The organism is Gottfriedia acidiceleris, from assembly GCF_004138285.1.
In the GTDB taxonomy this organism is placed as follows: domain Bacteria; phylum Bacillota; class Bacilli; order Bacillales; family Bacillaceae_G; genus Gottfriedia; species Gottfriedia acidiceleris_A.
In genome coordinates, this window is the sequence record NZ_SCFN01000020.1 from 36664 (window position 1) to 58414 (window position 21751).

General features: G+C 35.0%; 19 protein-coding genes, 1 pseudogene and 2 other annotated features. Of the genes and pseudogenes, 17 read left to right on the plus strand and 3 right to left on the minus strand.

What is annotated here, in order from left to right:
• Nucleotide 1: 1 nt before the first annotated feature.
• From EP747_RS20000 to rplT, 9 genes are all read left to right on the plus strand, one after another.
• Nucleotides 2–1021 carry a glyceraldehyde-3-phosphate dehydrogenase gene (locus tag EP747_RS20000; protein ID WP_129691832.1) on the plus strand — a complete coding sequence of 340 codons (1020 nt, stop codon included), beginning with the start codon at nt 2–4 and terminating at the stop codon, nt 1019–1021.
• Between the two features lie 573 nt (nt 1022–1594).
• Nucleotides 1595–1981 (plus strand): adenosylmethionine decarboxylase, encoded by a 387-nt coding sequence (gene speD / locus EP747_RS20005; RefSeq protein ID WP_088013420.1) that lies wholly within the window; start codon nt 1595–1597, stop codon nt 1979–1981.
• Nucleotides 1982–2317: 336 nt separating this feature from the next.
• Entirely contained in the window at nt 2318–2788 is a 471-nt protein-coding gene (gene nrdR / locus EP747_RS20010; protein WP_025568424.1) for a transcriptional regulator NrdR, read from the plus strand.
• 38 nt (nt 2789–2826) lie between these two features.
• Nucleotides 2827–4257 (plus strand): replication initiation and membrane attachment family protein, encoded by a 1431-nt coding sequence (locus tag EP747_RS20015; protein ID WP_129691833.1) that lies wholly within the window; start codon nt 2827–2829, stop codon nt 4255–4257.
• A gap of 14 nt (nt 4258–4271) precedes the next feature.
• On the plus strand, nt 4272–5207 hold the full coding sequence (dnaI, locus tag EP747_RS20020; RefSeq protein WP_129691834.1) for a primosomal protein DnaI: 936 nt from the start codon (nt 4272–4274) through the stop codon (nt 5205–5207).
• Between the two features lie 114 nt (nt 5208–5321).
• On the plus strand, nt 5322–6155 hold the full coding sequence (gene ytxC, locus EP747_RS20025; protein WP_129691835.1) for a sporulation protein YtxC: 834 nt from the start codon (nt 5322–5324) through the stop codon (nt 6153–6155).
• A gap of 132 nt (nt 6156–6287) precedes the next feature.
• Nucleotides 6288–6414 (plus strand) — a sequence feature (ribosomal protein L20 leader region).
• Between the two features lie 74 nt (nt 6415–6488).
• Nucleotides 6489–6992 (plus strand): translation initiation factor IF-3, encoded by a 504-nt coding sequence (infC, locus tag EP747_RS20030; protein ID WP_069034593.1) that lies wholly within the window; start codon nt 6489–6491, stop codon nt 6990–6992.
• 23 nt (nt 6993–7015) lie between these two features.
• The gene (gene rpmI, locus EP747_RS20035; RefSeq protein WP_025568429.1) at nt 7016–7216 is read left to right on the plus strand and encodes a 50S ribosomal protein L35; all 201 of its coding nucleotides are present in this window, start codon (nt 7016–7018) and stop codon (nt 7214–7216) included.
• Nucleotides 7217–7258: 42 nt separating this feature from the next.
• Nucleotides 7259–7615 carry a 50S ribosomal protein L20 gene (gene rplT / locus EP747_RS20040; protein WP_025568430.1) on the plus strand — a complete coding sequence of 119 codons (357 nt, stop codon included), beginning with the start codon at nt 7259–7261 and terminating at the stop codon, nt 7613–7615.
• A 50-nt stretch (nt 7616–7665) separates the two neighbouring features.
• On the opposite strand, the gene EP747_RS20045 is transcribed toward rplT, so the two are convergent.
• Both EP747_RS20045 and EP747_RS20050 read right to left on the minus strand, forming a co-directional pair.
• Nucleotides 7666–8487, minus strand: a complete 822-nt coding sequence (locus tag EP747_RS20045; protein WP_129691836.1) for an MBL fold metallo-hydrolase — start codon at nt 8485–8487, stop codon at nt 7666–7668.
• Nucleotides 8488–8613: 126 nt separating this feature from the next.
• Nucleotides 8614–9684 carry a nitric oxide synthase oxygenase gene (locus EP747_RS20050; protein WP_129691837.1) on the minus strand — a complete coding sequence of 357 codons (1071 nt, stop codon included), beginning with the start codon at nt 9682–9684 and terminating at the stop codon, nt 8614–8616.
• A gap of 202 nt (nt 9685–9886) precedes the next feature.
• Here EP747_RS20050 and EP747_RS20055 point away from each other — a divergent pair, with 202 nt between their 5' ends.
• The 3 genes from EP747_RS20055 (at nt 9887) to EP747_RS25270 (ending at nt 14448) form a co-directional block, all read left to right on the plus strand.
• A complete protein-coding gene (locus EP747_RS20055) occupies nt 9887–10978 on the plus strand; it encodes a M42 family metallopeptidase (RefSeq protein ID WP_419179332.1) in 1092 nt (363 codons plus the stop codon).
• Between the two features lie 523 nt (nt 10979–11501).
• Nucleotides 11502–12704, plus strand: a complete 1203-nt coding sequence (locus EP747_RS20060) for a quaternary amine ABC transporter ATP-binding protein (RefSeq protein ID WP_129691839.1) — start codon at nt 11502–11504, stop codon at nt 12702–12704.
• Between the two features lie 4 nt (nt 12705–12708).
• A complete protein-coding gene (locus EP747_RS25270; protein WP_129691840.1) occupies nt 12709–14448 on the plus strand; it encodes a glycine betaine ABC transporter substrate-binding protein in 1740 nt (579 codons plus the stop codon).
• A 70-nt stretch (nt 14449–14518) separates the two neighbouring features.
• Here the strand turns inward: EP747_RS25270 and sspI are convergent, their stop codons facing one another.
• Entirely contained in the window at nt 14519–14728 is a 210-nt protein-coding gene (gene sspI, locus EP747_RS20070; protein ID WP_025568436.1) for a small acid-soluble spore protein SspI, read from the minus strand.
• Nucleotides 14729–14830: 102 nt separating this feature from the next.
• Here sspI and EP747_RS20075 point away from each other — a divergent pair, with 102 nt between their 5' ends.
• From EP747_RS20075 to EP747_RS20095, 5 genes and pseudogenes are all read left to right on the plus strand, one after another.
• Nucleotides 14831–15580, plus strand: coding sequence for a TrmH family RNA methyltransferase (locus EP747_RS20075; protein WP_129691841.1), 750 nt, complete (start codon nt 14831–14833; stop codon nt 15578–15580).
• A 136-nt stretch (nt 15581–15716) separates the two neighbouring features.
• Nucleotides 15717–15963: a binding site (T-box leader), on the plus strand.
• 56 nt (nt 15964–16019) lie between these two features.
• On the plus strand, nt 16020–17054 hold the full coding sequence (pheS, locus tag EP747_RS20080) for a phenylalanine--tRNA ligase subunit alpha (RefSeq protein ID WP_129691842.1): 1035 nt from the start codon (nt 16020–16022) through the stop codon (nt 17052–17054).
• Between the two features lie 18 nt (nt 17055–17072).
• Nucleotides 17073–19487, plus strand: coding sequence for a phenylalanine--tRNA ligase subunit beta (pheT, locus tag EP747_RS20085; protein WP_129691843.1), 2415 nt, complete (start codon nt 17073–17075; stop codon nt 19485–19487).
• Nucleotides 19488–19774: 287 nt separating this feature from the next.
• Nucleotides 19775–21328, plus strand: a complete 1554-nt coding sequence (locus EP747_RS20090) for an exosporium glycoprotein BclB-related protein (RefSeq protein ID WP_213083854.1) — start codon at nt 19775–19777, stop codon at nt 21326–21328.
• A gap of 199 nt (nt 21329–21527) precedes the next feature.
• Nucleotides 21528–21751, plus strand: a pseudogene (locus EP747_RS20095) (exosporium leader peptide); the annotation flags it as partial.

Consider the following 21751-nt stretch of genomic DNA (forward strand, 5'->3'; position numbering starts at 1 on the left):
TATGGTAAATGTAGCAATAAATGGATTTGGTCGAATTGGACGCATGGTTTTCCGTCAAGCAATTAAAAATGGAGACTATAATATCGTTGCAATTAATGCAAGTTATCCTTCTGAAACTTTAGCGCACTTAATTAAATATGATACAGTTCATGGTAAGTTTGATGGTGAAGTAATTGCAAATGCAGATCATTTAATCGTTGATGGTAAGCGTGTGGAGTTAATTAGTGAAAGAAATCCTGAGTTACTTCCATGGAACGAGCTAAATGTTGATATAGTAATTGAAGCAACTGGAAAATTTAATGATGCTGAAAAAGCAAAAATGCACATTACTGCTGGAGCTCAAAAAGTAATTTTAACAGCACCTGGTAAAAATGAAGATATCACAGTAGTAATTGGTGTAAATGATGATAAATTAGACCTAGAAAATCATCATATTATTTCAAACGCATCTTGTACAACTAACTGTTTAGCGCCAGTTGTAAAAGTATTAGATGAGCAATTTGGTATTGTTAATGGATTAATGACAACTGTTCATTCATTTACAAATGATCAAAAAAATATTGATAATCCACATAAAGATTTACGTCGTGCACGTGCTTGTAGTCAATCAATTATTCCAACAACTACAGGTGCAGCAAAAGCATTATCTAAAGTACTTCCACATTTAAATGGCAAGTTACATGGTATGGCTTTACGTGTTCCAACTCCAAACGTATCACTTGTTGACTTAGTTGTTGACTTAAAGAGAGAAGTAACTGTAGAAGAAATTAATGAAGTGTTTGAAACGGCTTCTAAAGGTTCAATGCATGGAATTATCGAATATTGTAATGAGCCATTAGTATCAATTGATTTTAATACAAATACACACTCTGCAATTATCGATTCTCTTACTACAATGGTAATCGATGGTACAAAGGTTAAAGTATTAGCTTGGTATGATAATGAGTGGGGTTACTCAAGACGAGTAGTTGACTTAGTGTCAATTGTTGCATCTAAAATAAAAAAGCTTGAAACTGTTTAATCAATAAAATATTGTACTTATAAAAAATTGTAAACGAATACAAAAGGCTAACTAGTTAATCTGGTTAGCCTTTTTGAAGTTGTATGACATATTAAGAGAAAATGTGAATTTATGACTATTAAGAGGGAATGTGTGTGACTTATTATCTAAGAATGAAGAACGTTGATTTACACTACATATGCTCGCATTCCAAGAGGTGTGATACTTGAGCTCTCCTTCTCGATCGCTTTCTGAAGGGGCTTAAGGATTCCCAGATTTCCAATCGGAGTCGAGAATCTTTCGTTAATTTCAAATAAATCCCCTAAAAAGCATGTACCCTTTGTTTCCTTGCTATACATGCATTTATCGCACTTCCAGACTTATTTTCTTCACAATTAATTCAGTAAATAACAAAAAAATAAAATTTATCTTGCAATTCAAATTTAAAAAAAGTATACTAACTTTCGTGAACTTCTAAAAGTATAACTAATTACTTAAAGGGTTAGGACCTCTTTGGACTAACTTTCCCCCGTGGTAGTTGATCATACTTTCGCAATAGAGGTCATGACAAATTATTTTAAGGGGGAAATGAATATGGATACTATGGGTCGTCACGTCATTTCAGAACTATGGGGTTGCAATACAGAAAAATTAAATGATATGAAATTTATTGAGGAGACTTTTGTTGATGCTGCGTTACGCTCTGGTGCAGAAGTTCGTGAAGTTGCTTTTCACAAGTTCGCTCCTCATGGCGTTAGTGGTGTCGTAATCATTTCAGAATCACACTTAACTATTCACAGTTTTCCTGAGCATGGTTATGCAAGTATTGATGTTTACACTTGCGGTGATAGAATTGATCCGAATGTAGCTGCAAACTTTATCGCTGAGGCTTTAGAAGCTGATACTCGCGAAAACGTTGAGTTACCAAGAGGAATGGGTCCCATTCAAGTTGATAATGTAAAAGTTGTAAATGGTAACTAAAAAGAATTGAGAGAGGTGATTTTTCATCTCTCTTTTTTGTTTTTGCTAAATTGATTTAAAGAGTTTGCAAAATGCATATAATGCCTATTTATGTTGTATATATCGGAATCAGATTATTTAAACAATCTAGTTTTCAATACTCTTTTTGGAGAATGAACTAGCTTTACATAGTAAAAAATATTTGCATTAAAATAAAATAATGAAATTTCGTTCGTCAAGACGAAAATAGGCTTTGTGACTTTTAAGAAATAAACTTTAGTTTATTTTGAATTTGTTATAGTATAGAGTTATAATAATACGTTTAAACAATTAAGTGTTTGGAGTTGAACTATAACGATGAGATGTCCAACGTGTAACTTTAATGGGACAAGAGTACTTGATAGTAGACCAGTTGATGAAGGTCGTTCAATTAGAAGAAGACGTGAATGTGAAGAATGTCAGCATCGTTTTACAACTTTTGAGCGAGTTGAAGATAATCCTATTTTAGTTGTAAAAAAAGAGGGAGCTCGTGAAGAATTTAGTAAAGATAAGATGTTAAGGGGACTGATCAAAGCGTGTGAAAAACGCCCTGTCTCTTTATCTCAGCTAGAAGACATTATTCATAGCATAGAAAAAGAACTGAAAAATAGTGGTACATCAGAAGTTCCGAGTGAAGTTCTAGGTGAAATGGTCATGGAGCATTTATCTAAAGTTGATGAAGTTGCATACGTACGATTTGCGTCAGTTTATCGTCAATTTAAAGATATTAATGTATTTATTGATGAATTAAAAGATTTAATTAACAAAGAGCGAGGTAAAGACGAATAATACTTCGCTCTTTTGATACAAGAAAGGAATGTGTTTGAATGTCTATTGATAAGCAACATTGGATGGATGTTCTACCTGCGGATCCTTATACTGTAATGGCAGCTGGGTATTTACATAATTTTCATAGGCAAGTATTGACGATGTTGTATCAACCTATAATTGGTAGTCAAGCTTTAAGTTTATATATGACACTTTGGAGTGAATGTGAACAAACGGACCTTAATCCAAATACGTTAACACATCATTCTTTAATGCTTGGAATGAAAAGTAATTTAAAATCAATTTATGAACAAAGATTAATCCTTGAAGGAATCGGCTTACTTAAAGTTTATGAAGGATTTGAAAATAGTACAAAAAAGCTTCTATATGAGCTTCAATCTCCGCTAGATCCTCATTCTTTTTTCGAAGATCCTATCCTAAATATCTTTCTGTTTAAAACAATTGGAAAAACTCAATATCAACGTACTAAAACCTTTTTTAGTAGACAAGCATTTTCGAAAGAAGGGTTTCGTGAGATTTCACGTTCATTTGATTCGGTATTCCAAGCAATTACAGTTGAGCAATTAAATGAAATTCAACAAAGTAACAATCTTTCTACGTCAAATGATCGTAGAATTTTACAAGATAATCAACCAATTAAAATATCTGTCAAAATGGAAGAGTTTGACTATGCATTATTTTTAGATGGACTTTCTGATTCGTTTGTTCCAAAAAGAGCTTTTACTACAGAAGTAAAAGAAACAATTTTAAAACTTGCATTTTTATATGGAATAAATCCAATTCAAATGAAAACGATTGTTATGCGCTCATTAAATGAAGATAATAAAATCAATATTGAGACTATTCGACTTGAAGCAAGAGACTGGTATCAATTCCAACATCATGAAGCTCTGCCTACGATTGTGGAAAAGGTTCAACCCATTCAGCATAGACAAATGGTCAATGAGCAGCCATCAACTCAAGAAGAAAAATTAATTCATTGCTTCGAAACAATTTCTCCTCGTCAATACCTTAAGGAGATATCGGGTGGAGCTGAACCAAGTGAAGCTGATTTGAAAATTATCGAAGAGATTATGATTGATCAAAAGCTTCTTCCTGGAGTTGCAAATGTGTTAATTGACTATGTAATGATCCGTTTAGATAAAAAGCTTTCTAGAAATTACGTAATTAAGATAGCAAGTCATTGGGCGAGAAAAGGTGTAACAACAGTTAAACAGGCTATGGACCTTGCCCGTAAAGAGTTTGAGGAAACTAAACAGAGTGCAACTACTGCTAAAGCTCGCTCAAGTAATAGACGAAATAAAACAATTCGAACTGAGATTGTACCTGACTGGCTTCAATCAAATGAGTCGAATGATTCACAGAGTGCACCGGCAACAATCAATAACCAAAATGATTCTTCGATAGATGAAGAACGAAAACGATTAGAAAAAGAACTAGAAATGTTTAAAAATAAAAAGAAACGTTAAATGGGAGGACGCTAATGGAACCTATTCAAAACGCATTTAGCGCATTAATGAAAAATAAACAATTCCAGGACACATTTCAAAAAATGCGACAAGAAGTCCGTAGTCACCCAAAAATCATTTCATTTTTAGCTGAGCATAAAAATGAAATTACGGATCAAATGATTGATAGTAGCCTAGTTAAGCTATATGAGTATATTGGACAAAGTGTAAATTGTGAAGATTGCCCATCTTTTAATGAGTGTAAAAATATGGTGCATGGTTATCACCCTCATTTGATTATTCAAGGAAAACGCATCGATGTTCAATATGATCGTTGTCCAAATGGTGTGAAAAATGATAAACGCAAAAAACATGAATCATTAATAAAATGCATGTACTTACCAAAGGATGTTCTTCAAGCTTCTATGTCAAACTTGTCTTTAGAAGACCCTGGCCGTTTTGAAGCAATTTCTGCTGCTAGACAGTTTATTATGAACTATGAAAAAGGAAAAATGGCTCAAGGTTTATATTTACATGGTCCATTTGGGGTTGGAAAAACGTTTATTCTTGGGGCTATAGCAAATGAACTAGCAGAGGAAGAAATAACTTCGATGCTCGTTTATTTACCAGAATTTTTACGCGAACTAAAAAGCTCTATTAGTGAAGGCACATTAGAGGAAAAAATTGAAGCTGTAAAAAAAGTGGAAGTTCTTATGTTAGATGATATTGGAGCAGAGCAAATGTCTAGTTGGGCAAGAGATGAAATATTAGGTACAATTCTTCAATACCGTATGTTAGAAAAATTGCCTACCTTCTTTACATCTAATGCCGATTTAAATCAATTAGAGCATCACTTAACGTATTCTCAACGTGGAGAAGAAGAAAGGGTTAAAGCAGCACGTATTGTAGATCGTGTTAAATTTTTAGCCAAACCAGTTAAAATTTCAGGTTCAAATTTAAGACATTCATAAAAAAAAAAACAAAAAATGGCGTAAAATCACAAATTACTAAGTGATTTTGCGTCATTTTTTAATTATTTCTTTAATATATATAGGACTAGGTGGTGCTAGAAAGGGGGGAACAGGGTGATTGAAATTTTTTTCAATGAACCCATTGACGCAGCTTATGTCTACGAACGATTACAAAAACGCTTAAAAAAGCAATCGAGACCATACATTTTAAGAAGACACAAAATCAATACAATTTTAATCACATTTCCTCAAAACACTGAAGATTTAATAAAAAGTATTTTAGTTCCGACACTAGTACAATTTATTTTACTTCAAAAAGAAGATAAATGGATTCAATCCATTTTACATACATCTTTTTTCTATGAGGAAGACGAGCAAAGTCAAATCATACCTATTGCACAATCATTATTAAGAGGAACTAGAAGAAGCATACCAAACCAGAAAAAAATTCGTAGAAGTAAGAATTTAGTTTCATATGCACTTTCTGAGTATTTAAAAGATGGAGTAAATTTTAGCTTTGATTCATTTATTACATTTCGTTTGAAGGAATATTATAAGCAGTTAGCTTATGTTTGTGAGATTGCAATAGATGAGTACAAATTAGAAAACGAATACCAGAATCTTATTGAGAGTCTAAGACAGCAGGTACTTAAAACGGATGCGCTTATTCCTCATGTGCATATAGTGTTTGACGGGAAGTTTAGCGTATATGATCATCTGTTTTTACCACTTACTAAAGATGTATTAAAAGAGTATGGTAAACAAGTGGAAAATAGAGAATATATTGATAACGAATTAATTTTGCCCTTAACGGCAATTGCACCTAAAAGCATTCATTTATACACTTCATCAGTCGATATTTCATTAATCATTACACTTCAAAATATCTTTCAAGAACGAGTCCTAATACATACATTACAAGAGTTTTCACAGGAAAAATTGAAATGAAAATTTATAATTTAAAAAAGCATTGTCATAAATAAGTTTCTTTGATATAATAAATTTCGTTGCGAACAAAGCATACGAATATTGACAACATCATGTCGCTATGTTATAGTAACGAAAGAAAAGAATACTTATTTGTTGAAGAAGAAGCACCCGCTTCTCACCTGGATGACGCTACAAGCTGTTATCAGGTAACAGAATCATTAATTACTTTGATACTGTCAGTGTGGGTGTATTTATATACCCACACTTTTTTGTTGGGTTATGATTGCTTCAACGATACAAATTAAGATCATTCTTACAATACCTTGGAGGTGTTTTACTATTAGCAAAGACATGATGGTAAACGATGGAATTCGTGCTCGTGAAGTTCGATTAATTGGTCCTAACGGAGATCAACTTGGAATCAAGACAAAACAAGAGGCTCTTGAGTTAGCTTCGAATGTTAATCTTGATCTAGTGATGGTAGCACCAACGGCAAAACCACCTGTATGTCGTATTATGGACTACGGAAAATTCCGTTTCGAGCAACAAAAGAAAGACAAAGAGAGCCGTAAAAACCAAAAAATTATTAGCATGAAAGAAGTTCGTTTAAGTCCTACAATTGATGAACATGACTTTAACACAAAGCTTCGTAATGCAATTAAGTTCTTAGAAAAAGGCGATAAAGTTAAAGCGTCTATTCGCTTCAAAGGACGCGCTATTACGCATAAGGAAATTGGACAACGAGTACTTGATCGTTTCTCAACTGCTTGTGCAGAAGTTGCAACTGTTGAGTCACATCCGAAAATGGACGGTCGTAGTATGTTCTTAGTCTTAGCACCTAAAAACGAAAAGTAATTTATTTGAGGAGGAAACACGATATGCCTAAAATGAAAACTCACCGTGGTTCAGCAAAACGTTTTAAAAAGACTGGATCTGGTAAATTAAAACGTGGTCGTGCTTACACAAGCCACTTATTCGCTAACAAATCTACAAAAGCAAAACGTAAATTACGTAAAGCTTCATTAGTAAGCAAAGGCGATTTCAAACGTATCCGCTTTATGCTTACAAACATGAAATAAGAACGATAAACGTATTAGATAGATATCTAGGAGGGAAACAATATGCCAAGAGTTAAAGGCGGTACAGTTACACGCGCTCGTCGTAAAAAGGTTATTAAATTAGCAAAAGGTTATTACGGTTCTAAACATACATTATTCAAAGTTGCAAACCAACAAGTTATGAAATCATTAATGTATGCTTACCGTGACCGTCGTCAAAAGAAACGTGATTTCCGTAAATTATGGATCACTCGTATCAACGCGGCTGCTCGTATGAACGGACTTTCTTACAGCCGTTTAATGCACGGATTAAAATTAGCAGGTATCGAAGTTAACCGTAAAATGTTAGCTGACCTAGCTGTTGCTGACGAAAAAGCATTTGCTGAATTAGCAAACGCTGCAAAAGCTAACTTAAAATAAGTTCGTTTAAAAAATCCTTAACATTTGTTAAGGATTTTTTTGTTTGTTTTTTAAACGAAACTAAATTCTTTTTTCATGTTATTAACATTTGATTCATGACAATATTTTGTGAAACCAGATGGAAATGAAAACTCTTTTTCTAATAAATTTATTTCTGCCTCATTATTATTCTGTACAGCTCTTTGAAGTCTTTTTAAGTAACTTCTACCTAGCTCAATTCGAGTAGCGATCTCTTCTTTATTTGATGAAACTCGACCGTGGCCTGGAACTAACAATGAGAATTCAAACTTACTAATCAGTTCTTCCGCCTTATCTAAAGTATTGTAATAACTTTTTACACTATCAAATACAATCGGAAGTTCAAAATCAGATAAATGATCACCTGTAATCCATATTCCTAAATTTTCAATATAGAGGAATAAACCATCTTTAGTATGCCCATGAGAATGATAAAATCTTAATGTTGTCTGGCCTATTTTAATTTCCTGACCATCTTCACTAATAATTAAATCAATTTTTGGAAATTGTATTTGCTCAATATGATTAATATAATTATCATTGTAAAATTGACGGATTTTTGCTACTTTATTATCTTTTTCAGGATGGTTATGTAAATTTTCGCTACCAATAGTCTTTGCGTTAGGAAATGCATAATAACCAATAATGTGATCAAAATCTCCATGTGTAAAGTATAAATAAACTGGTCGATCATTTTTTATTGATTCAACAAATTCCTTTATCTCATTTATTTCATGAGGTAACCAAGTTGGATCCACAATAATGATACAATCGTCGGTTGCTACAACGGTTGAGTTTGTTTGAAATAATGCACTTTGAAATACTGTAATATTGTCATTTTGAAATAAAATCATTGAATTACTCCTTTTATAATTTTTAGAAAATTATGCTGATATTTAATATTGTAACAAATATTAGAAAAAACCTTAATGAAATAACTACAAATGTCAGTTCATTAAGGTTTTTATTATATTCAATGATTATCTTGGAAAGAAATTTGGTTTAAGCGTAGTATCATCATATCGTTTATGAAATACATGAGTTGTAGCAGGTGACATAGGAGGAATTAACCACTTCCAATTACCAGTTAACTCACGGCCGCATGATTCTTCTTGTTTTTCAAATTGGAGAAATTGCTGTGCAGCAGAATGATGATCAACAATACTAACACCATTTTTTTTATATGAATATAAAACGGCAATATTTAATTCAACTAGTGCACGATCTTTCCAAAGTGTACTGTTTCTTTTTGTATCTAGGCCGATAATTTTTGCTACTTTAGGCAACAGATTAAAACGAAACTCATCAGCAAAATTACGAGCACCGATTTCAGTTCCCATATACCATCCATTAAATGGGGCTGCACTATAAGATATACCACCAATCTCTAGAGTCATATCTGATATCATCGGAACAGCATACCATTTAGTATTAAGAGGGGAAAAATCATATTCAGGATGTTCGATTGGTACTTCGAGTACGATATCATTTGGAATCGTAAAATAGTTTGGTTCATGGTTGTCTAAGGAATAAACAATAGGCAAAATATCGAAGTTAGTACCATTTCCTTTCCAACCAAGACTCTCACATTCCTTTGTAAACTCGATCGATTTTGGGTCTCCAATTATTCCATTTTCTGTTTCATAGCCAGCATATCGTATAAGCTGGTGATTATGAAGTTTAAGAGAATTATTTGTTCCAAGATTTTGTTTGAAAATTGTAATTGTAGGTAGAATCTTACCTGAATTTGTAGCATATTTTATATGATGCAATATTTCATGCTCTATACTTTTATCATCGTTAATATGGCGAGCATCTAAAACATGAAGCTTATCCCAAAATAATCTACCGATACAGCGGTTACTATTGCGCCACGCCATTTTCGCACCGTGCTCTAATTCCTCATAAGTATGAGTGTAAAAACCAGTATCTCGAATCTCGGCTTCGATACTTTTTAATCGTTTTTCTATTTGATCAGATTTATCGAGTTCCTTATAGCATTGTGATATAAATGAAAATGCTTCTTTATATAAAGCGGAAGTTGTTATCATATTAATCTCCAGATGGTTAATTTAAAAATCTAGTAATATTTTGTAAGCTTCATTATTATACCCCACAAACAATTTGGAGAAAATTAATATAAAATTTATATGTTTTAATACGATGGTTGAAGAAATATCTAAAAATTTTGTCAAAAAGAATCCCAAATTGTATAATGTTATATGTACATAATCTTAATTAAAAAAAGGATGGATGAGTTTGTCTACTTTAGATGCAAAGTTACAAATGTTAAAAGAACTAACTGATGCAAACGGCGTAGCTGGATTTGAACATGAACCACGTGAAGTAATGAGAAAATATATTACCCCACTTGCTGATGAGGTTGTAACTGATAATTTAGGAAGCTTAATAGCAGTTAAAACCGGAGACCCAAATGGTCCAAGAATTGAAGTTGCTGGACATCTTGATGAAGTTGGATTTATGGTTACACAAATTGATGATAAAGGATTTTTACGTTTTCAAACAATTGGTGGATGGTGGTCGCAAGTAATGCTTGCTCAGCGTGTTACCATTTCCACAAAAGAAGGTAATATTACAGGTATTATTGGTTCGAAGCCGCCTCATATTATGAGTGCAGAAGCAAGAAGAAAAGTAGTAGACATTAAGGATATGTTTATTGATATCGGTGCTTCAAGTAAAGAAGAGGCATTAGAATTTGGTGTTCGTCCTGGGGACCAAGTTGTTCCGTATTTTGAATTCCAGACGATGAAAAACGAAAAATTATTATTAGCAAAAGCATGGGATAATCGTATCGGTTGTGCTATTGCAATTGACGTTTTAGAACAATTACAAGGTCAAGCACATCCAAATATTGTATTTGGAGTTGGAACGGTACAAGAAGAAGTAGGACTTCGTGGTGCAAAAACATCTACATATAAAATTGAACCAGATATCGGTTTTGCATTAGATGTAGGTGTTGCAGGTGACATGCCAGGTGTATCTGAAAGAGAAGCACAAGGTAAATTAGGCAAAGGCCCTCAAATCGTTTTATATGATGCATCAATGGTGTCTCATAAAGATTTACGTGAATTTGTAGTAAATGTAGCAGATGAAATTGGAATTCCATATCAATATGAATCCATGCCTGGCGGTGGAACTGACGCTGGTTCAATGCATATTACAATGAAAGGTGTTCCAGCATTAGCAATCACAATTCCAACGAGATATATTCATTCTCATTCTGGTATCCTTCATCGTGATGACTATGAAAATACAGTTAAATTAATCGTAGAAGTAATTAAACGATTAGATCGCGATACAGTAGAACGCTTAACATATAACTAAGAAAAAATCCCTCATTTATTGAGGGATTTTTTCTTAGTGTTGAAATATATTGTAGTCAATATTGAAAAATACAAACATTAAATGAATCAACTTGCTTTTTTACATGATCATGATTCTTACTTGAGTAAGTAATTTTCATATCTCTGAAAAAACCTCATTTATTAAGGCTTTTTTGCTACTTCTACTTACCTGCACAACCTAATTTTCCCACTTTTTCCGTCTTCAACGTTATCGAACTGAAACAAATTGTATTATTCCTATAACTAGTTTGAAATAGTTTTGTCATATCTTATTGTTATCATGAATGCACGCTTTTCAAATAAGGATACTCGGAAATAGAATTTGAAAAATGGTTTCTTAGGGAATTTTTAAAGCTAATAAATAAAATTTAGACTCCAATTTTGTAAATGGAGTTTCTTAAGGAGCCAAGACTTAATTAGTACTTGGCTGATTTTTTTTATAAGGAGAAACCTTATTTAAAATATGGAAAAGCAAAATAAATATAAAGTTTTGAGGTGAGTTAATGAAAGCAAAAGTTAAAGTGAAAAACGTAACAAAGGTTTTCGGTAAGTCTCCAAAGAACGCCATAAAGTTACTAGAAAAGGGATATACAAAAAAGCAAATATTAGAGCAGACAAACTCAACAATCGGGGTAAATAATGCAAGCTTTGAAATATTCCCAGGTGAAATTTTTGTTGTAATGGGACTGTCAGGTAGTGGTAAATCGACCTTGATTCGAATGCTCAATCGATTAATTGAACCAACAACAGGACAAATCTTGATTGACGATGAAGACATTGTAAAAATGAATCCTCAGCAGTTAAGAAATGTACGTCGTAAAAAAATTAGTATGGTTTTTCAAAATTTTGCTCTGTTCCCGCACAAGACAATTCTTGAAAATACAGAATATGGTTTAGAAATACAAAATATTTCACAGGAAGAAAGAGCAGAAAAAGCTCTGAAGTCATTAGAAATAGTGGGCTTAAAAGGATATGAGCATCAATTCCCATCACAATTAAGTGGTGGTATGCAACAACGTGTTGGCCTTGCAAGGGCACTAACAAGTGACACGGATATTTTATTAATGGATGAAGCATTTAGCGCGCTCGATCCATTAATTCGTAAAGATATGCAAGACGAATTATTAGAACTGCAAGAGACGATGAAAAAAACGATTATTTTTATTACACATGACCTTGATGAGGCCCTGCGAATTGGAGACAGAATTGCTCTTATGAAAGATGGTAATATAATGCAAATTGGTTCTCCCGAAGAGATCATGGTAAATCCAGCCAATGAATATGTTGAACGATTTGTAGAAGATGTAGATCTATCAAAAGTATTAACGGCGGCTCATGTGCAGAAGCGTGCTGAAAGAATTACGCCTGACCGTGGACCACGCGTAGCTTTACAAGTAATGAGAGACCAAGGATATTCAAGTATATTTGTGGTTGATCGTAGACAAAAGCTACTTGGAGCAATTACTGCTGATGATGCTTCAAACGCTCTTATAAAAAATAAATCAGTAGAGGAAGCTATGCAGAAGGAAATTGTGTCTGTTTATGAAGATACTTTATTAACTGATGTAATTGGTGCACTTGCAACTTCTGTACTACCATTAGCAGTTATAGATAAAAATGAACGATTAAAAGGTGTCATTATCCGTGGAGCAGTTATCGGTGCATTAGCGGGTAAAACAGACGATTTAAATATAAAGGGAGGTTAAACATATGGGTATTCCAAAAATTCCGTTAGCAGAATGGATTGATAAAATTGTCGATTTAATTATTAAAACTTTCCATCCTCTATTTGGCGCAATAACCAACATCACAGAAACCCTTTTAAATAACCTTGTTAAAGTTTTAGGACTTGGCCCATCAATTATTCTAATAATATTAATTTCATTACTTGCTTTTTATACAAGTAGGTGGACAGTTGGTCTGTTTACGTTACTTGGTTTGTTATTAATCGATAATCTTGGACTTTGGGATGCTACAGTTGATTCGTTAGCATTGATCTTATCATCAATCGTTATTACGGTTGTAATTGGAATTCCTTTAGGGATTTGGACGTCGCAAAACGATCGAGTGAAACAAGTGATTACACCAATACTCGACTTTATGCAAACAATGCCAGCATTTGTCTATTTAATTCCAGCAATTCTCTTTTTCGGAATTGGTGTAGTTCCTGGTATATTAGCTTCTGTCATTTTTGCAATTCCACCAACAATACGATTAACGAATTTAGGTATACATGAAGTTCCAAATGATTTAATAGAGGCATCTAATGCTTTTGGATCAACAACGTGGCAAAGACTCTTTAAAGTACAGCTACCTTTAGCAGCACCTACAATTTTAGCCGGTATAAATCAAAGTATTATGCTTGCATTATCGATGGTAGTTATTTCATCACTAGTAGGTGCTCCAGGATTAGGTGCAGAGGTTTATCGTGCTGTAACGCAGATTAAGGTAGGGGAAGGATTCGAGGCAGGAATATCAATTGTTATCGTTGCAATTATTCTTGATCGAATTTCTCAAAACCTTCGTCAACCTGCTTATGGGAAAAAATTTGCTAAAAAATATGTTTATGGGTTAATTGCATTAATCTTTTGTATTTCTGCTATTTCAGTTGCATTTACAGGTAGTAAAAATCAAAAAACATCTTCAAATAAAATAGGTTCTCAAGTAAATTATGAGATTACCGGAATTGATCCAGGGGCTGGGTTAATGAAAGCAACTGAAAAAGCAATGAAGGATTACGACTTAAAGGATTGGACATTAAAAGAGGGTTCTTCTGCAGCGATGACAGCTGAATTGAAAAAAGCATATGAAAATAAAGAACCAATTATCGTTACTGGATGGACGCCACACTGGATGTTTTCGAAATATAAGTTAAAGTATTTAGAAGATCCAAAAGGGGCATTTGGTAAGGATGAATCAATTCATACAGTAGTTAGAAAAGGATTAAAAGAAGACATTCCTGGTGCGTATACGATATTAGATAACTTTTCTTGGAAACCATCTGATATGGAAGAAGTGATGAGTGATATTCAAGATGGTATGAAACCAGATAAAGCAGCAGAGAAATGGATCAAAAAGCATCAAAATCAAGTAAATAATTGGGCGAAAGATTCTTCAAAAGGACATGATGAAAAAATTAGTTTAGTTTATGTTTCATGGGAATCTGAAGTTGCCAGCACAAATGTCATTGGAAAAGTGCTAGAAAATCAAGGATATGACGTTACATTAAAACAAATTGAGGCAGGACCGATGTTTGCAGGTATTGCAGATGGAAGTGCAGATGCAATGGTCGCAGCTTGGCTTCCGACAACTCACAAAGATTATATGAATGAATATAAGAAAAAATTAATCGATCTTGGACCAAATTTAAAAGGGACAAAGTTAGGCTTAGTCGTACCAGAATATATGAAGATTAATTCGATCGATGATTTAAAAGATAAAACGAAATAGCCAAAATAAAGGGACTAACGAAAAGTTAATAACTTAAGTTAGTCCTTTTCTATGTTTTTAACTGATTAGATTACTGACTTACTCCATTTTCTAATACTGTAAGTAGTTCATGCTTTTGATTTTCAGAAGCGTGATTCCAAAAAACTTCGAGAAGTACACCTAAACCTGGTAATACTTTTTCTTCGCCACTTTGAATAGCATCTACAATTGTTGCTTCTAATTGATCACTTTTATTGCCTGAAATATTGTGAAGAACTGCTCCGCGAATATTAAAATTCATTTGGATTCTCCTTTCATAATAAGCTTTATGTAGTATTTGTAAACGGAAACGATTTTATGTATGATAAACGATATGATATACGATGAAAGGTAAAGGAAACTTATGAAACAAATTGATTCCATACAAAATAATTCTGTAAAGGCTTGGAAAAAACTACATACAAAAAAAGGAAGAGATAAAGCTAAACAATTTATCGTAGAAGGTTTTCATTTAGTCGAGGAGGCAATTAAGCATGATGCACCGATTCTTCATTTATTAATCAGTGAAGATATTGACTTACCTTCTAATTTTTCAACAGGGTCATTTGATATTACGTATATATCTAAAGAGGTTAGCAAGGAATTAAGCGAAACAGAAACATCGCAAGGTATTTTTGCAATTATTGAATTTTCTTTTGTAAGAATTGATTTTGAGAAAGTGTCAAAATTATTATTAATTGATGAAGTTCAAGATCCTGGGAATGTTGGAACAATGATTCGAACTGCAGATGCTGCTGGTTTTGATGGGGTTATTTTAGGCTCGGGTACAAGTGACCTATATAATGCTAAAACAATTCGATCTACACAAGGATCTTTATTCCATTTACCAATATTACGCGGTGATTTAGTTGAAGCAATATCTAATTTAAAAGATAAAGGAATAACTGTTTATGGAACATCTCTTCAAAATGCAAAACCTTTTAATGAAGTGAACGTTACAAATCGTTTTGCCATAATTGTAGGAAATGAAGGTAAAGGTGTGAATTCAACATTACTTTCATTAACTGATGAAAATCTATATATACCGATTTATGGTAAAGCTGAATCATTAAACGTTGGTATTGCAGCAGGGATTCTAATGTATAGCCTATGAGGCATGGAAATAATAGCAGCCTCATCTGAGCTTTCTAGATCAGTAAAAATGATTCAAATCATTTAGTAAATAATTATGTTGAGCAGTTGCATTAATTGAAAAAAATCAATATAATTAATTAAGAAAATTTAATACATAAAAAGCTTTGACAGAGAATAGTAAATTTGAATCTCTATTTTAGGGAAAAGGTGCCGTAGACTGTAAGCACTTTTATAGTAGACCAAATTGAATTCACCTCTTGAGCTAGCGCCGGGACCATTTTTTAATGTAAAGGCGACTCGGTCTATCTAAGTAGATCGTTATATGAATGAAGTGAGCAGTTAGTTTTTGTAAAATAATAACTGTTAATTAGGGTGGTACCGCGATCAATCCTCGTCCCTTTTTTGGGAGCGAGGTTTTTTTATGTTTAAATTTATGAATTTGAATAGGAGGATTATTCATGCAAGAGCGTTTAGTTTCTTTACAAGCAGAAGCGATTAAGCAAATAGAAGAAGCAAAAGATTTAAAAGCATTAAATGAAATAAGAATTGCCTATCTAGGAAAAAAAGGTCCGATTACTGAGGCAATGAAAGCAATGAAGGATTTATCTCCTGAAGAGCGCCCAAAAATGGGAGCTGTTGCTAATGAAGTACGTGCTGCAATCCAAGAAAAACTTGAAGCAAAGCAAGTTGTATTAGAACAAAATGCAATTAATGAAAAATTAGAAAGTGAATCAATTGACGTAACACTTCCAGGAAGACCAGTTCATGCAGGTGGAGCTCATCCATTAAGAGCGGTTATTCAAGAAATTGAAGATTTATTTATTGGAATGGGATATGAAATTGCAGAAGGTCCAGAAGTAGAAAAGGACTATTATAATTTCGAAGCATTAAATTTACCAAAAGGTCATCCAGCTCGTGATATGCAGGATTCATTCTATATTTCTGAAGAAACTCTAATGAGAACTCATACTTCACCTGTTCAAGCTAGAACAATGGAAGCAAACGTGGAAAAAGGACCAATTAAAATAATTTGTCCAGGTAAAGTTTATCGCCGTGATGACGATGATGCTACACATTCTCATCAATTTATGCAAATCGAAGGTCTTGTAATTGGTGAAAACATTTCAATGAGTGACTTAAAAGGTACTTTACAACTTTTTGCGAAAAAAATGTTCGGTGAAGATCGTGAAATTCGCTTACGCCCAAGCTTCTTCCCATTCACTGAGCCTTCAGTAGAAATGGATATTTCTTGTATGAAATGTGGAGGAAAAGGCTGTAACATGTGTAAGCACACTGGATGGATTGAAATTTTAGGTGCAGGAATGGTACATCCGAACGTACTTGAGATGGCTGGATATAATCCAAAAGAAGTTCAAGGATTTGCTTTCGGTATGGGTCCTGAACGTATTGCATTATTAAAATATGGTATTGATGATATTCGTCATTTCTATACGAACGATATAAGATTCTTAAAGCAATTCCAACAAATGTAAGGTAGGAGGGGACTAAACATGTTTGTATCAACAAAATGGTTACAAGAATACGTTGATTTAAGTGGTGTTACACCAGACGAACTTGCAAAATTAATAACAAAAGCAGGTATTGAAGTTGAAGGTGTTAATCATCTTTCAGAAGGAATTAAAAATGTTGTTGTTGGTTATGTAATGGAACGTGAACAACATCCAGAGGCAGATAAATTATCAAAATGTACTGTTGATGTTGGAGAAGAGCAACCAGTACAAATTATTTGTGGCGCACCGAATGTTGCTAAAGGTCAAAAAGTGATCGTGGCAAAGGTAGGCGCTGTATTACCGGGTAATTTCAAAATTAAAAAAGCAAAATTACGTGGTGAAGTTTCTGAAGGAATGATTTGCTCTCTTCAAGAATTAGGAATAGAAGGCAAAGTAGTGGCAAAAGAATTCTCAAATGGAATTTTTGTTTTACCAAGTGATGCTGAAGTAGGAGCAGATGTATTAGACGTATTATATCGTGATGATGCAGTATTAGAACTTGGATTAACACCAAACCGTGCTGATTGCTTAAATATGATTGGTGTTGCCTATGAGGTAGCTGCAATTTTAGATCGTGACGTGAAACTTCCAGCAATTAGCGCTCAATCAGCTACAACTGCTGATTATGTTTCAGTTTCAATTGAATCAAAAGAAGATGCACCATATTATAGTGCTAAATTAGTTAAAGGTGTAAAAATTGGTCCTTCTCCATTATGGATGCAAGTTCGTTTAATGAGTGCTGGTATTCGTCCGATTAATAATGTGGTTGATATTACGAACTATATTTTAATTGAATATGGTCAACCATTACATGCGTTTGATTTTAATAAATTAAATAGTAATCAAATTATCGTTCGTCATGCGAAAGAAAACGAAAAGATCGTTACGCTTGATGGTGAAGAGCGCACATTACAGCCACATAATTTAGTAATCGCAACAGAGAAAGAAGCGGTAGCAGTTGCAGGTGTAATGGGTGGTCAAAGTACTGAGGTTGATGTGGAAACTGTAGACGTTTTAATTGAATCAGCTGTTTTCAGAGGTCAAAGTGTTCGCCAAACTTCAAAAGACCTAGGCTTACGTAGCGATTCAAGTGCTCGTTTTGAAAAAGGTATTGATGCTTCTCGTACATTCCCTGCTTCAGAACGTGCTGCTCAGTTAATGGCTGAACTAGCTGGTGGAACAATTGTAGAAGGTACTGTAATTGCAGACAATTTAGTTGAAGATGCTAAAAAAGTTTCAGTTTCTGTAAGTAAGATTAATGGTGTTCTTGGTACATCGATTGATGCTGAGACAGTAAAAGATATTTTCCGCCGCTTAAGATTAGAAGCTACGGGGGATGGTGAAGTATTTACAGTTACTGTTCCAAGTCGTCGTGGTGATCTTTCAATAGAAGAAGATTTAGTTGAAGAAGTAGGAAGACTATATGGCTATGATCATATTCCTGCTACTTTACCAACAGGTGTTGCTAGTCGTGGACAATTAACACCTTATCAAGCAAAACGTAGAAAAATTCGTCAGTATTTACAGCATGCAGGTCTTTACGAAGCTGTTACGTATTCTTTAACAAGCAATAATAAAGTAAAACGCTTTGCACTAGAAACAGTAGATGCAGAACCTGTTCGTTTAGCATTACCTATGAGTGAAGAACGCAGTGAGCTACGTTTCAGTTTAGTACCACATTTATTAGATGCTATTGCATATAATGTTGCACGTAAAGAAGAAAATGTTCAACTATTTGAAACAGGCTCTGTATTCTTAACAAAGGAAAAGAACGAGCTTCCTCATGAAGAAGAATATTTAGCAGGAGCGTTAACTGGATTATGGTTGCATCATGCTTGGCAAGGCGAGAAAAAAGCTGTTGATTTCTATGTTGTAAAAGGTATTTTAGACGGTTTATTCAATGAATTAGGTTTATCAAATAAAATAACTTATCTTGCTGCTAAGAAAGAAGAATTACACCCAGGACGTACTGCAAGTATTTTATTAAACGGAGAAGAAATTGGTTTTATCGGTCAAGTTCATCCTGTTACTCAAAAAGAGTGGGATCTGAAAGAAACATATGTATTCCAATTATCTCTTGAAAAGTTATTAAATACTGAATTTGATGATATTTTATACAATGCAATTCCTCGTTTCCCATCAATGAACCGAGATATGGCATTAGTAGTGGATTCGAAAGTATTTGCTGGTGATATTCTAGCTACAATTCGTTCAACTGGTGGAAGACTTCTAAAGGATGCTACAATCTTTGATTTATACGAAGGTGATAAGATGGAAGCTGGTAAAAAATCAGTTGCCTTCTCATTAACATATTTCGATCCAGAACGTACTTTAACGGATGAAGAAGTAACAAAAGCACATTCAAAAGTATTAAAAGCAGTAGAAGAAACACATAATGCTCAACTAAGAGGTTAATTTAGATTACTCTAGTCTATTGAAGATATAGTATTTAAATCTAGGTGTAACTTACAAATAGAAAGCAATGTTTTAGGACTAAAACAAAGCATACTCAATTAATAATAAACGTTAGAAACCGGAAATCCTAGATTTCCGGTTTTTTTAATAGGTGAATATTCTATTAGATATTTTTAATAGAGTATTCACCTATTTTTTGACTCATTTTTATGGTGTGAATGAACCAATTTGTCCTTTTTTTATACAATAAATTGTACAATTAAAATTTTTATGAGAGGTGTATTTTTTTGCCACTACCACCATTACCACCAAGATTTCCACAACCATCAGAACAACCAGAAGAACCAGAAATGTCACTAAATACAGATCCTTCAGATTCGCCTGTAACAAATTCTCCTTACTCACCTAGTTATTCATTTGGTTCAAATGAATCAAATGGTTTAATTGGACCAATAGGACCTATGGGCCCTACAGGCCCAACAGGTGCAACAGGTCCACGAGGAGAAAGAGGTAAGCGAGGTAAAGAAGGTGAAGATGGAGACAGAGGTCCAAGAGGTTATATTGGACCTATGGGACCTATGGGGCCAGCAGGAACACCGGGAACACCGGGTATTGCTGGAGCAACTGGAGCAACAGGTCCAGCGGGAGCAACAGGTCCTTCAGGAGGCCCAGCAGGTCCAGCGGGAGCAACAGGTGCAGCAGGAGCAACAGGTCCAGCGGGAGCAACAGGTCCAGCAGGAACACCAGGTGCACCTGGAGCAACAGGTCCACAAGGGATCCCAGGTCCAGCAGGAGCAACAGGCTCAGCAGGCCCAGCAGGAATTCCAGGCCCAACAGGTCCAGCAGGTCCACAAGGATCACCGGGTGTGCAAGGTCCGACGGGTCCAGCGGGAACACCAGGAACACCGGGAACACCAGGAACACCGGGGGCACCAGGAGCAACAGGCCCAGCGGGAGCAACAGGCCCAGCGGGAACACCAGGAACACCGGGAACACCAGGAACACCGGGGGCACCAGGAGCAACAGGCCCAGCGGGAGCAACAGGCCCAGCGGGAACACCAGGAACACCGGGAGCAACAGGCCCAGCAGGAGCAACAGGGGCAGCGGGAGCAACAGGTGCAGCAGGAGCACCAGGAGCAACAGGCCCAGCAGGAGCAACAGGGGCAGCGGGAGCAACAGGTGCAGCAGGAGCACCAGGAGCAACAGGCCCAGCAGGAGCAACAGGTGCAGCAGGAGCAACAGGTGCAGCGGGAGCAACAGGAGCAGACGGAGCGACAGGCCCAGCAGGAGCAACAGGTATACCAGGAACAGGTGCAATCATTCCGTTTGCATCAGGTGCACCAATTGAAATGACTTCAGTAAACCTTCTTGGAGTCAGTGTAGCTAATACAGCAGGTCTTGTAGGGTTTGGGAGTTCACTTCCGAATGTAGGATTACTAGCGGGACCAGCGATTAATTTAACTGGAACAGGATTACTAACTGAAGTTCTTGATTTTGCATTCTCAATGCCTAGAGCTGGTACTATTACGTCTATTTCAGCATCCTATAGTAATGTATTAGCTTTAAATATTTTAGGAACAAATATTGTGGTCACTGCACAATTATATAGTGCACCAGCAAATAGCAATAACTTTACTCCAATTGCAGGTGCAAGTGTTACATTACCACCTCTAGTAGGCCCAATTGGAATAGGGCAAATTACTAGCGGTATTGCAACAGGTCTATCAATACCAGTCGCAGCACAAACTCGTTTAATGATGGTATATACTGCAATCGGAACTGGTGTTAGCCTTGCTAATACTGTTATAGGATATGCTAGCGCAGGAGTAGCTATAAATTAATAGATAGTAAAGATAAATAGCAATAAAAATTTGACTCTACAAAACTAGATCACAATTGACTATCATTGATAGAAATTGAATCTACTAAGTAGAGTTTTTTTGCGGATTTTTTAATAGAAATAGTATTAAAATCCAAACAAACTTGTCCAACAAAAATATGATAAAGTGTACGTCAAAATATTTTTGGAGGTGTATCTATTTGCCAATACCACCAGGCCCACCAGGCCCACCAAGTTCACCATTATTTCCATTACCGCCTAGTCCAACAGGTCCAACAGGAGCACCAATACCACCAGGCCCAACAGTACCACCAGGTCCATCAGGTCCAGTAGGTCCAACAGGTCCAACAGGTCCAACAGGTCCAGTAGGTCCAACAGGTCCACAAGGTCCAGCAGGAGCAACAGGTCCAGCAGGAGCAACAGG